Consider the following 13,960-nt stretch of genomic DNA (forward strand, 5'->3'; position numbering starts at 1 on the left):
GCCTCCTTAAAATGCTTTGCGAATATCAGTAAAATGACCAGTAATAGCTGCCGCTGCTGCCATAGCAGGACTGACTAAATGCGTACGGGCATCACGACCTTGACGTCCTTCAAAATTACGATTACTGGTTGATGCACAGCGGTCGCCCGGTGCTAACTTATCATCATTCATCGCTAAACACATTGAACAGCCCGGTAAACGCCATTCAAAACCAGCTTCAATAAAAATTTTATCTAACCCTTCAGCTTCAGCTTGCTCTCGAACAGGCCCTGATCCAGGAACGACCAATGCTTGCACTCCATCGGCAACTTTACGACCTTTAGCAATTTGAGCCGCAGCACGTAAATCTTCAATACGTGAATTAGTACATGAACCGATGAAGACTTTATTAATTTTTATGTCCGACATTTTAGTTCCAGCTGTTAATCCCATGTAAGCTAAAGCACGTTCTGCTGAATGTTTCTCGATAGGATCAGTAAAATCATTAGGGTTTGGCACTTGAGCATCAATCGAAGTTACCTGACCAGGATTAGTACCCCATGTTACTTGTGGCGCAATATCTTTACCTTCTAACGTTACAATGGTATCAAAATGGGCACCTTCATCTGTTTTTAATGTTTTCCAATAAGCGACTGCTTTGTCAAAGTCTTCACCTTTTGGCGAAAATTGACGATCTTTCAAATATTCAAAGGTAACTTCATCGGGTGCGATAATGCCCGCTTTCGCGCCCATTTCAATTGCCATATTACATAATGTCATACGGCCTTCCATAGATAAGGCTTTTATTGCTTCACCACAAAACTCAACCACATGTCCAGTACCACCAGCACTCGTTGTTTTACCAATAATTGCTAAAATAATATCTTTTGCGGTAATACCATCGGCAACATGCCCTTTAACTTCAATTTTCATGGTTTTGGCACGACCCTGTTTTAGCGTTTGGGTTGCTAATACATGTTCAACTTCCGAAGTACCAATACCAAATGCCAATGCACCAAAAGCCCCGTGTGTAGCTGTATGGGAGTCACCGCATACAATGGTCATTCCTGGTAAAGTCATTCCTTGTTCTGGTCCTACCACATGAACAATACCGCGTAATGGGCTTTGTAAACCATATAATGAAACCCCAAATTCTTTGGCATTTTTATCCAGTTCGGTTAATTGAATTCGAGCCATTTCACTACAAGCACTAAGATCATTACTTTTAGTTGAAGTATTATGATCCATCGTCGCAAAAGTTTTATTAGGTTGACGTACTTTACGATTCATGGCTCGTAAACCATCAAATGCTTGCGGGGAGGTAACTTCATGAACTAAATGACGATCGATATATAAGATAGGCGTCTCATTAGGCGCTTCGTAAACGACATGTGCATCATACAATTTTTGATACAGTGTTTTTGACATTGCTGTTTTCCTTGTTATTTCTTATAACGGGTACTAAAAAATTAACTAACATATATCATTCTCTAACAGTTAAATAATCATCAAAACCTGAAAAGGGATATTAAAGAGTGACAAGCCACCGATACTCGAATATCCCTTAATCGGATTGATCAAAAACTATTAAATAAGTTTACAAATAATATCACCCATTTCATCGGTTGAAATCGATTGCTGTTTTTGGGCAAGATCAATTGTACGATAGCCTTTTTCTAATGCTTGATTAACGGCCGTTTCAATCGCTGTAGCAATATCATCGCGTTTTAAACTGTAACGAACTAACAACGCTAATGACAAAATTTGTGCAGCAGGATTAGCTATATTTTTACCAGCAATATCTGGTGCACTACCGCCAGCAGGTTCGTATAATCCAAAACCTTGCTCATTAAGACTTGCAGATGGTAACATTCCCATAGAACCAGTAATCATTGCGCATTCATCCGATAAAATATCACCAAATAAATTAGAACACAAAATTACATCAAATTGTGAAGGATCTTTTACTAATTGCATGGTGGCGTTGTCAATATACATGTGTTCAAGAGCAACATCAGGATAATTTTTTGCAACTTCTGTCACAACTTCACGCCATAAAATTGAGGTTTGTAGTACATTGGCTTTATCAACAGAAGTCACTTTTTTACGACGTAAACGCGCAGCTTCAAAGCCCATTTTAGCAATACGCTCAATTTCAAAGCGGTGATATACTTCGGTATCATAAGCTTTTTCTTGAGCACCACTGCCTTCACGGCCTTTAGGTAAACCAAAATAGATACCACCTGTTAATTCACGCATACATAAAATATCAAATCCGCGTTCTGCAATATCCGCTCGTAATGGACAAAGATCCTCTAAACCTTGGTATAAACGGGCAGGGCGCATATTAGCAAATAATTTAAAGTGTTTACGTAATGGCAATAAAGCACCACGTTCTGGTTGTTGATCTGGCGGTAGATTAGTCCATTTAGGCCCACCTACAGAACCGAATAAAATTGCATCGGCTTTTTCACAGCCTTCTAACGTATCTTTGGGTAATGGGCAACCATGAATATCAATTGCAGCGCCACCAACATCATATTCACTGGTTGTTATAGCTAAATTATATTTTTTGCGGATGACTTCAAGTACTTTATAGGCTTGTTTCATTACTTCTGGACCAATACCGTCGCCGGGTAGTACTGCAATATGGTAACTTTGTGTCATTTTCTTATTCCTTAACAATTTAATGAATTGATTAACTTTGCTTCTTAAATCACAAGATAATATTAAACAAGATGTAATTTTTGTTTTTCTTGTGCTACCTGATTTGCTCGATAAACATTATTTAAAACATTAATTAATGCTAATGCCGATGCGTGAACAATATCGGTAGCTAATCCTACACCATGGAAATTGCGCCCTTTATATTCTGCAACAATATCAACTTGACCTAAAGCATTTTCGCCTTGCCCTTTGGAAGCGAGTTGATATTTAACAATTGCTATAGGCTCATTAGTGATTCGATTTATTGCTTGATATACCGCATCAACAGGACCATTACCCGTCGCTGCATCGGAAAATTTTTTATCCCCAACGATTAAGCTAACCGAAGCTGTTGAGACAACTGTTGAGCCGGATTGGACATTAAAATAATCCAAAACATAATGCTCTTTGTCATCTTTTAGTTGATTAATAAAGATAAGTGCTTCAAGGTCGTAGTCAAAGACTTGCCCTTTTTTATCGGCAAGTTCTAGAAATGCTGCATAGACTTGATTTAAGTTATAGTCTTTATCATGATAACCAAGTTCTTCTAAACGGTGTTTCACAGCAGCTCTTCCTGAGCGTGAAGTTAGATTCAATTGAATTTGGTTTAATCCAATTGATTCAGGTGTCATGATTTCATAAGTTTCGCGGTTTTTTAATACCCCATCTTGATGAATTCCTGATGAGTGCGCAAAGGCATTACTACCAATAACCGCCTTATTAGACGGTATTGGTGTATTAGTAATTTGGCTTACGATTTGGCTGGTACGATATATTTCTTGATGATTGATATTAGTGTGAACGTTTAAAATATTTTGACGAACTTTAATCGCCATAATCACTTCTTCTAAGGCTGTATTGCCCGCTCGTTCACCTAAACCATTCATCGCGCCTTCAATCTGCCTAGCGCCTTCTTGAATCGCGCTAATCGAGTTAGCCACCGACATGCCCAAGTCATCATGACAATGAACAGAGATAATCGCTTTATCAATGTTCGGGACACGTTCAAATAAGGTACGAATAATGCCACCAAATTGATAAGGGACAGTATAACCGACAGTATCCGGAATATTGATCGTTGTTGCCCCTGCTTGAATTGCTGCTTCAACAATCCGACATAAGTTATCAATTGGGGTACGGCCTGCATCTTCACAAGAAAACTCCACATCATTAGTATAATTACGTGCACGTTTAATACAGTGCACAGCCCTATCAATGACATCTTCAAATGTCATTTTTAATTTGTCTTGCACATGTAAGGTTGAAGTAGCCATAAAAGTATGAATTCGAAATTGATCAGCAACTTTTAAGGCTTCTGCTGCAACGTCAATATCTTTGTCAATACAACGAGATAGTGCACAAACACGACTATCTTTTATTGTTTTTGCGATAGTTTGCACCGATTCAAAATCACCAGGAGATGAAATAGGAAAACCAACTTCCATAATATCAACATGCATTCTTTCTAATGCAAGCGCTATTTGTAATTTTTCTTTAACACTTAAACTGGCCTGTAATGCTTGTTCGCCATCGCGTAATGTTGTATCAAAAATAATGACTTGATCGCTCATTGTTTTATCCTTTGTATATTCTAGCGCTATTGCGATATTTCAAGTTAAGAAAACAAAAAACCCGCACTTTAGCGCGGGTTCTTGTTAATTAGTCGAGTTATTTAATAAATTATCTTTACTCCACACACAAGGTATCCGCGCAATAAGATGCGAGGAGGAGAGTGAGTAAAAGGTAATTTGTTCTAATCATTAAAACTCTCTAACTGGTTAATTTAAATTGGTCAAAATACTATCACTAGTTTTATCAAATAATAGTTTAAATGTCAAGATTAATATTTATAGAGTATTACTTTTAACGTACTAATTATTGGGTAAAAATTTTGTATGCGTTAATAACAGTTGTTCATTATTATTAGCCATGCTAGTTTACCTATTTAATGGATTTTTTATGTAATCCTATACAGAGATATCATTTAAGCAACAATTACACTATAATTGAACAAAATGTGTTCACAATATTAATCAATGTTTATTAAAAATATACTCATTATTTGAGTTAGTTTAATTGTTATCCAATTCATAAATTTGACAAGCGTATCTAATTAATCTAATTTTAAAAATCTTTAAGTTACCTTTCATTAACAATCATTAAGATGGAGTTATGATATGAATATTGTCGAGATTTCCCAAAACCGTTACACAACTAAACATTATGATAAGACTAAAAAAATCCCTAAAGAGAAAATTGAACAATTATTAACGGTTTTACGAAACAGTCCATCATCAGTCAATTCTCAGCCATGGCATTTTTTTGTGATTGATAATGATCCCGTTAAAAATAAAATTTTACCGGCAATTGCTGAGTTTAATCAACCTCGAGTTACAGACTCATCGCACACTATTGTTTTTTGTATTAAATCGCCATTTGATGAAGCGCACTTAGTTAATTTATTAAAACAAGAAGAAAAAGATGGACGTATACCAACCGCAGAATTAAAAGATGCTCAGGACCAAGGTAGACGTTATTTTGTTAATTTAAATAGCTCAACACCTCAATCTCTGCAATGTTGGGAGGGTAAACAAACTTATCTTGCTTTAGGGCAATTGCTTTTTGCAGCAGCTGCTATTGGTATTGATTCAACAGCCGTTGAAGGATTTGATTCTGAAAAAATGGATGAGATTTTAGATTTAAAAGCAAAAGGATTAAAAAGTTTAGTGATTGCGACTCTAGGTTATCGATCTGAAAATGATGGTAATGCGCATCGTCCTAAATCACGTCTACCAAAAGAACAGATTTTTACTTTTTTATAAATAATAAAATAGCGTAATATTTATGATTATCCCGCCCAACAACGGGTGGGATAATTTAAAAAAACGGTACTATTTATTGAAAATAATTGTCAGATTTTAAGAAGATATCTTCAGTCATTTGTTGTTGTTCTGATATAAATTTATCATTATAAAAAAATAACCCTAGACCATACAGATAGAATCATTACAATATACGCCATCAATCATTTAGCAATACAATAGGTTGCTAGTTTTAATTAATTAAACGGATGATGTTTTATGGCACAATATGTCTATACCATGAATCGCGTAGGGAAGATTGTTCCCCCTAAACGCTATATTTTAAAAGATATCTCTTTAAGTTTTTTTCCGGGGGCCAAAATTGGGGTACTCGGTTTAAATGGTGCAGGTAAATCTACATTATTACGCATTATGGCGGGTGTGGATACTGAGATTGAAGGCGAAGCTCGCCCACAACCCGATATTAAAATCGGTTATTTACCTCAAGAACCTAAACTCGATCCTAAGCAAACTGTACGTGAGGCGATTGAACAGGCTGTTGGTGATGCCAAAAAAGCACTCGCTCGACTAGATGAAGTTTATGCTGCTTATGCTGATCCTGATGCCGATTTTGATAAATTAGCCAAAGAACAAGCAGAGCTTGAAGCAATTATTCAATCGCAAGATGCCCACAATTTAGATAACCAATTAGAGCGTGCAGCCGATGCTTTACGTTTACCTGATTGGGATGCAAAAATTGAAAATTTATCAGGTGGTGAGCGTCGTCGTGTCGCTATCTGTCAGTTATTGCTTGAAAAACCAGACATGTTATTAATTGATGAACCAACTAACCATCTGGATGCTGAATCTGTAGCTTGGCTTGAACGTTTTCTACATGATTATGAAGGAACCGTTGTTGCTGTAACTCATGACCGTTACTTCTTAGATAATGTTGCGGGATGGATTTTAGAGCTTGACCGTGGTGAGGGTATTCCTTGGGAAGGTAACTATTCATCTTGGCTTGAACAAAAAGATCAGCGCTTAGCGCAAGAAGCGGCAACCGAATCAGCACGTCGTAAATCGATTGAAAAAGAACTTGAATGGGTAAGACAAAATCCAAAAGGTCGACAAGCGAAGAGTAAAGCCCGTTTAGCTAGATTTGAAGAGTTAAACAGCAACGATTACCAAAAACGTAACGAAACAAACGAACTTTTTATTCCACCTGGGCAACGTTTAGGTGACAAAGTTATCGAAGTAAGCAATTTAAGTAAATCTTATGGTGATCGCGTACTGATTGATAATCTTTCATTCACTATTCCAAAAGGGGCAATTGTGGGGATCATTGGTCCAAATGGTGCCGGTAAATCAACGCTATTTAGAATGTTGTCAGGTAAAGAGCAGCCAGATTCAGGTACTATTACCTTAGGTGATACAGTACAATTAGCGTCGGTTGATCAGTTCCGCGATAGTATGGATGATAAAAAAACCGTTTGGGATGAAATATCCAACGGACAAGATATTATGCGTATCGGTAATTTCGAAATTCCAAGCCGTGCTTATGTTGGTCGCTTTAATTTTAAAGGCGTTGATCAGCAAAAACGTGTTGGAGAACTTTCCGGTGGTGAACGTGGACGAGTACATTTAGCCAAATTATTACAAGTTGGTGGTAATGTGTTATTGCTCGATGAACCGACCAATGACCTAGATGTTGAAACATTACGTGCGCTTGAAAATGCGTTATTAGAGTTTCCGGGCTGTGCCTTAGTGATTTCGCATGACCGTTGGTTCCTTGACCGTATTGCAACGCATATTTTGGATTACCAAGATGAAGGGCATGTTGAGTTCTTTGAAGGTAACTTTACTGAATATGAAGAGTGGAAAAAACGTACTTTAGGTGCAGAAGCTGTCGAACCAAAACGTGCTAAATACAAACGTATTACGAAATAGTTGATATTGTTAATTAAGCTTATCCGCCGATAATGATTCGGCGGAATACTAATAAACAAGAAATAACTAGACACAATCGCTATATCTACAACTGACATTTAAAATAATCATTCTATCCATCCCATTAATTAACAAATCTTTTTAACAATACGGATGCAACAAGTGTTTAAGCAAAATTTTTGGATGCTTTAACAATTTTAGCAAATGTATCAGTTAACAAATGTGGTATAGCACTTACGCCACGGGATTTTGCAGCATCACAAACAGCAATAGCTAAATCGGGTTTAGAACTGCGATGAATCGCTTTTTGAATAATTTTAGGTACGGGCATATCAATATGTTGCACAGTATTATACGCTGCCAATTTATAAACATCACTAAAACCATGTTTAAACAAGAAGTTTTCAATATCGCGCGCAGGCAATATGGTTAAATAATCACTTGGATTTTTGCCTTCAGGACATAGTGATTTTACTGTATCAGCGTATTTTTTACCTGCCATATCTCCATCAGTTATTACATACCAATGAATGCCCATTCGATTAGCGTATTTTATCAACGGTTTTAAACCGCATTGAGCAAATTCAATTAACTGTACTCCTTCCGAACTTAAATGATAACCACTCTGTTCAGCGAGTTCTCGCAGTAACCAAACTTCGGTTTCGCCTTCCACTAATAACCAACAACGGGCAAATATGGCGCTGGCACGTCGATAGAAAATATGAAACAAAATTCGACGACTATCATCAGTTCCAAAAGAACGCGACGTAATGTATTTTGCAATGATTTTATCCGGTAGACGAATCAAGCGATAAATGGTATCTAATGGAAAGAGTGATACTAAATCACTTGAATTAGAGGTGATAATTTTTTGCGTTGGTAGATGTTTGAGTAACCGAAATCCAACCGATAAGATGATAGGGTGGATTTGGCTTTCAGGCTCTTCTAAAATTAAAATGGGTACTGAACTTTGTGAAAGTGCAGTATTACCTTTAGCATTAATAAGCGACCCAAATACTCCTAACAAGGTGGCACGTAAGTAATCATCATCTAAATCATCCAAAATATTATTAATGCGTTCAAGTGAATCCCAATCTTCACTGCGTGGGCTGGTTTTTTTTGCCACTTGTTTATAATGATAGCGATGCTGCTGATCCACAAAGTAATATTCTAAAAGTGCACGAGCAGCTTGCAAACCGCGTTGTAATTCATTTTGGCTTAATTGTGAAGAATGTGTCTTTAACTGATTTGACAGTTGCTCAACAAAATATTGTGACAAGGGTTGATTGGTAATGGGTAAATCATCACTGTTAATTGTATTTTTTAACGCCATTATTGGATTGAGTTCAATTAAATGTGCAATCAACAATTTATGATTTTCAATATTAAAGGGCTCACCGTTTGCATCAACCAACACATGCTCACTAATAATATTATCACCTTGTTTATCGGCGCTAATATGGTAAGTAATGCGGCGCAACTTATCTTGTTCTGAATTAAAGCTAACCGGAATGAGTGAGTGATAAGCTTGCTTATCTAGCTCGTTTAAGGACGATTCACAATAAGTAATTTTGATGCTAATGTGATCTCCATAAACATGATTTTGGTCATGATAAAAGTCAGTATCAACAAATTGATAAAACTTATTGTTGAGGGATAACAATGTCAACGCACTAATTAAACTTGAGCGTCCCCAACGGTTCTCGCCAATTAGTACGCTGGAACTTGCGTTAAATTTCAAAGATAATTGGCTAATACCCCGAAATCCTGTAATATCAATTTGCTCAATAAACATAGTATTTCCTTATGTTAAAGTTGATACTTCTGTGTCCGTTTACTAATTCGTTCTGCTTTTTGTTGTGCGCTGGTGATTAATTTATGCTCATCACGTAAAATTGTTTTAATGGGTTTATTAAAATAAACTTTCAAAAATCGCCAAATATCCCGATTTGTTAAGCCAATTTTAGTTGATGAAAAATAAAGTCCAATCAGATCTTTATCACGCCAACGAGTAGGTACTTTATCGCGAATTTGGGCTCGGTGTAAATCGATTACTGATAATTTAATTTGCTGATGATTTTCAAATAGCGGTATATCAAGCAAAAAATGACACAAATAGCAGTCACGATGATTTACTCCAGCTGCATGCATTTTAGCGGTCATATTGGCTAAATAAATAATCAATGAACGCTTTAAATGATAACTAGGAGGTTGGTTTGGCCATGGCTTAGTAAAATCTTCTAAACTTATGGTAGGGTTAAGATCTTTGGTAATAATAAACGAGTGACGTGTCAGTGGATTTAATCCCTTTCGTCCAAATGCGCGCCCATCCATAGTATTTACGCCAGCTTGCTCTAAACGATGAATCGCATCCCACTCTTGTTTGGCATCTAAAACAGGTAAACGTAGTGAAATTAGATTCTTTACAATCTCTTTAACGGTGGTGCCGCGGTGGATTTTAATAAAATATGATTCATCTTCTAATTGAAAGTTTAACGTTTTACGCTGTTTGACTGCGCGATAGACTTTACCTGAAATTAATTCAACTTCAGTAAACGGATCTTTTTGTTGCCATAACTGCTCAAAAGGTGATTTAAGTATAATTTCATTCATGATGACATCCTAAAATAATGTCTGCTGCACGCTGCGCTAAATGATATAAATCTTCACTATTACCATAGGCAATGGCATTTTTATGCCAACTTAGCCATTGCTCTTTATCGTTAATTAATTTTGCCAATGCTTGATCTAAAGCACTTTGATGATAAGGTTCACTTAACACAATGCCCGCATTCGCTTGGTTAATATGATAAGCATATCCAGAAATACCTGAAACAATAACAGGTACACCCGCCGCTAATGCTTCAATCAGTACCATACCAGCGGCTTCTTGTCTGGCTGGATGAAGTAATAGATCGGCTGAAAATAAAAAATCAGGAATATCATCACGACCCGAAAAAAATCGCACTTGTTTTGTAATATTTAATTCTTCAGCCATTTTTTGATAGGGTTCAGGTTTATCTTGCCCAACAACCAAATAGATGACTTTTTGTTTTGATTCATTAGGTAAAGCAGCAATGGCTTTCAATGACCGATCCACCCCTTTACGTTTAAAATCTGAGCCAATTTGAACTATCACAAAATCATCTTGATTAATTTGATTTTTTTGACGAAATTGTTCACGCTTTATTGGGGAGCAAACACTGTATTTACGATCTAACGCAATTCCCGGTGGTAATAAAAAGAATCGTTCATCTTGAGTATAATAATAATTTTTAAAATCTTGAGTTTGTTGTTTAGTCAACACCATGATTTTAGTCTTTGAACTTTTGTCAAAAACGGCTTGTTCAAAGGCTAAATAGTGTTTGCAACGTTTAGAGTGTTTATAAAAAAAGCCCTTGTGTGCTGCTTTTTCAGCAAAACAAGTATCACCTGCAAAATAGACATCTAATCCCGGCATTTTGTTAAATCCTACAACACAATCAGCTGGATTGGCTTGTAAATGCGCTTGTACCCAATGGTAATAAGCTTGATTACGACTATGGTTAGTTAACCCTTTTTTAGGAACAATAATAATATCAAATCCCGCCGGTTTATCTCCCTGCCAGTCTAATACATAAACACGAATTTGATGCCCACGAGCTTGGCAAGCAGTAGCAACTTGCAAAAAATCACGTTGCAAACCACCAAAAGGGAAAAATTTATAAATACAAAAAGCCAGTTGCATGCAGATTATCTCAAATGATAAAACGTCATTATATACTTGTTGTTAATAAAGGTACAAAAATACGCTGATTCAATAAATATTTTTCACTAAATTCGTATAAATAGTATGTAAAAATCTAAAAATGCCTTAAGTTATCACTTTATGGTTTTATATTTAATCGATAATCGATATAGATAATTAAATTTACTTAAAAAATGAATGTGATACTATGTTCAACTTATTAGTGAAATATGAATGTTTATCACAATAAATTAAAAATTATTAATATGTTGAAATGGATTCGGTAGTAAATGTTGTTTATAAATTTAAGCAATCCTTATTACTCACTTGGATAAAATTTAATTATACAATGATTAGGGAATAACCATCGCATCTGCACGGTTTTTGAACTAAACGTTGAATAAAATGAATCACGAATTAAATCATCGCTTAATTCAATATATTAATAAAACAGATTTGAATCAATTTTTTGATAAAAATATTAAAGTAGTTTTCAATAAAACAATTCCTAATAGTAATAAATTAAATTTTACAGTTGGACTTGTTTTATAAGTCGGTCTTGCTGATAGTGGATTATTTTTTACTTTAGGAAATTATATTTTTTGATGTTTGATTTTTTTCTGAAATAGAAATGTCCAATATCAGCATTTTTTTATGCTCATACCATGAACTAATAAGTAGGATTAAACAAAAGGTAAGTATTTTATTTTTTGTTATCATGTAATTGACGTGTTAATTGTGGGCAGGAGATAACCTTTTTATTTTGCTTTTTAAATAAACCAAACACCTCAAATTCACTAACTTTATTATCTGTTTTTATTACTTTCATAAACTGGTGTGTATAAACTTGATTTTATAATTCAGCAATTGCATCAATATTAACTTCAAATTTTTTGACAGCTTACGCGAAGTAAACCCATATGTACATCAATTCATTGTATCTTAATAGTTTACATCGACATTTGGTTGCTAATTAATGTCAAAATATTCATTAATAAATTAATTAGCGCTTATTTAACTATATCAATGTTATTTCTTTATCGTTTAAATTGGTAAGTATCACCAATCGCACTACCTTGAACACCAAATTGGCGTAAGTTGTTATCGACAGCATTCATGGATTGCCAATGATTTTCGCACCAATCAGGGGCGAGTAAAGTTGGTTTTCTGGCATTGGCTGAAATTCGATGATATAAAATATTAGCGGGAGTTTGTCGAATAATATCACCAGCAATATCCACATACTCCTCTAATGACAATACCGTTAAGCGACCCGCTCGCCATGCTTTTGCCATAATACTGCCTTCAACAATATGCAAAGGATGCAGTTTTAGCCCATCAACACCACTGGTTAACACGCGATCAAGCGTAATTAAACTATCTCGCTTGTTCTCATTTGGTAAACCAATAATTAAATGAGTACATACTTTTATACCAAGTTTACGGGCTTTTTGTACCGTTTGGTGATAATCGTCAAATGTATGCCCACGATTAATATGATGTAATGTTTTATCATTAGCAGTTTGCAAACCAAGTTCTAACCAAACTTCGTAACCTTGATCTTGATAATGAGCAAGTAAATCTAATGCTTCTTTAGGTACACAATCTGGGCGAGTACCAACACAAAGCCCGACAATATCGGCACTGTTGAGCGCTTCTTGATACATCTTTTTAAGAATTTCAACTTCGGCATAAGTGCTGGTATAAGCTTGAAAATAGGCAAGATAACGCTTTGATTTTTTCATTTGATGCGCTTGGGTTGCAAGCTGGTCAGAAATAGATTTGACTTGGATAGATTCATCGATAATTGACGCAACATTACAAAAAGTGCAACCGCCAACACCAAGAGTACCATCACGATTTGGACAACTAAATCCACCATGTAACGTTAATTTATAGATCTTTTCTCCATAACGACGCTGCAAATCGGATCCAAACGTATTAACCACTAAATGTAATTGCATAACAAACCAAAATAAAAATTTTTTTTATTGTACGAAGATAACCAATGAACATCAAGAACTAACAAAACGTTACTTTAACTGTTCACTTTGCTGAAGTATGGTTTTAATACATTAGTTATTATGTCTCTTGATAACGTATTGCTATCCATCAAATAATTGATCAGTTAACTAGATTAATTTTTTATATTTTTATACTGAAACGTAGGCATAACCTGAAACTTTTTAACAAAAATTAGCAAAATCTTGCATAAAAGAAAAATCCCTGTGTGTACAGGGAACATGTCAAGACTCATAATACAAACTATATTGTCATTATGAATCAAAAGGAATCACACTATGAACTTAATTAAACCTTTCCCGACTAGATTAGATAATGTTTAATTGATGAGTTGGATATGAAGATCAATGATCTCATTATGTCCGAAAAATATAAAAAACTTTACAATGACGATAATAATAAATTGAAACAGTATGGATCAACGGTGGGTTCAGCATAAGGTTTAGCTAAATGGATAACGAAAACTCATTAGAATGAAAACTGAAAAAGCTTTAAATTTTATATCAGAAAGGCTTGACACCTTAAAAAATATACTTATGGAAAATAAACAAGCCAACAAGGGGAGGGGAAAACAATGAATAAATTATTTCTAGGTACATTAGCTTTACTATCAAGCAATTTTGCGTTTGCTGAGGATGGACTAGGTGGTACGACAAGCGTTGGTGATGCTTTATGGGATATATTTATGAAAGCACCTACTGGGTTTGTTTTATTTCTTATCATTGCTTATTTCTACAGTAAAATCTCCTCAAAATAATTTACGAGCGATGTGCAAAAA

General features: G+C 35.4%; 10 protein-coding genes. 3 read left to right on the top strand and 7 right to left on the bottom strand.

Translation table 11 applies throughout. The features are described 5' to 3' along the window. Nucleotides 1-6: 6 nt before the first annotated feature. The 3 genes from leuC to leuA form a co-directional block, all read right to left on the bottom strand. On the bottom strand, nt 7-1,407 hold the full coding sequence (leuC, locus tag H3T96_RS01785) for a 3-isopropylmalate dehydratase large subunit (protein ID WP_144091847.1): 1,401 nt from the start codon (nt 1,405-1,407) through the stop codon (nt 7-9). 159 nt (nt 1,408-1,566) lie between these two features. Continuing rightward, on the bottom strand, nt 1,567-2,646 hold the full coding sequence (gene leuB / locus H3T96_RS01790) for a 3-isopropylmalate dehydrogenase (protein WP_065737645.1): 1,080 nt from the start codon (nt 2,644-2,646) through the stop codon (nt 1,567-1,569). A gap of 62 nt (nt 2,647-2,708) precedes the next feature. Beyond that, nucleotides 2,709-4,256, bottom strand: a complete 1,548-nt coding sequence (leuA, locus tag H3T96_RS01795; RefSeq protein WP_086326366.1) for a 2-isopropylmalate synthase — start codon at nt 4,254-4,256, stop codon at nt 2,709-2,711. Nucleotides 4,257-4,862: 606 nt separating this feature from the next. On the opposite strand from leuA, the gene nfsB reads away from it, so the two are divergent. Together nfsB and ettA are read left to right on the top strand one after the other, a co-directional pair. Beyond that, nucleotides 4,863-5,507 (top strand): oxygen-insensitive NAD(P)H nitroreductase, encoded by a 645-nt coding sequence (nfsB, locus tag H3T96_RS01800; RefSeq protein WP_144091848.1) that lies wholly within the window; start codon nt 4,863-4,865, stop codon nt 5,505-5,507. Between the two features lie 258 nt (nt 5,508-5,765). Further along, nucleotides 5,766-7,433, top strand: a complete 1,668-nt coding sequence (ettA, locus tag H3T96_RS01805) for an energy-dependent translational throttle protein EttA (protein ID WP_065737642.1) — start codon at nt 5,766-5,768, stop codon at nt 7,431-7,433. A gap of 166 nt (nt 7,434-7,599) precedes the next feature. Here the strand turns inward: ettA and H3T96_RS01810 are convergent, their stop codons facing one another. The 4 genes from H3T96_RS01810 to H3T96_RS01825 all read right to left on the bottom strand — a co-directional run bounded on the left by H3T96_RS01810 (nt 7,600) and on the right by H3T96_RS01825 (nt 13,124). Next, nucleotides 7,600-9,228, bottom strand: coding sequence for a DUF2813 domain-containing protein (locus tag H3T96_RS01810; protein ID WP_144091849.1), 1,629 nt, complete (start codon nt 9,226-9,228; stop codon nt 7,600-7,602). 14 nt (nt 9,229-9,242) lie between these two features. After that, nucleotides 9,243-10,046 (bottom strand): lipopolysaccharide core heptose(I) kinase RfaP, encoded by an 804-nt coding sequence (gene rfaP / locus H3T96_RS01815; RefSeq protein WP_144091850.1) that lies wholly within the window; start codon nt 10,044-10,046, stop codon nt 9,243-9,245. Beyond that, entirely contained in the window at nt 10,039-11,160 is a 1,122-nt protein-coding gene (locus H3T96_RS01820; RefSeq protein ID WP_144091851.1) for a glycosyltransferase family 4 protein, read from the bottom strand. The genes rfaP and H3T96_RS01820 overlap by 8 nt, the downstream gene beginning before the upstream one ends. A 1,037-nt stretch (nt 11,161-12,197) precedes the next feature. Beyond that, nucleotides 12,198-13,124 (bottom strand): TIGR01212 family radical SAM protein, encoded by a 927-nt coding sequence (locus tag H3T96_RS01825; RefSeq protein WP_144091852.1) that lies wholly within the window; start codon nt 13,122-13,124, stop codon nt 12,198-12,200. Nucleotides 13,125-13,756: 632 nt separating this feature from the next. Here H3T96_RS01825 and H3T96_RS01830 point away from each other — a divergent pair. Continuing rightward, nucleotides 13,757-13,939 (top strand): hypothetical protein, encoded by a 183-nt coding sequence (locus tag H3T96_RS01830; RefSeq protein WP_144091853.1) that lies wholly within the window; start codon nt 13,757-13,759, stop codon nt 13,937-13,939. Nucleotides 13,940-13,960: the final 21 nt, after the last annotated feature.

It is taken from the genome of Gilliamella sp. W8136, assembly GCF_016101285.1.
In the GTDB taxonomy this organism is placed as follows: Bacteria; Pseudomonadota; Gammaproteobacteria; order Enterobacterales; family Orbaceae; genus Gilliamella; species Gilliamella apicola_N.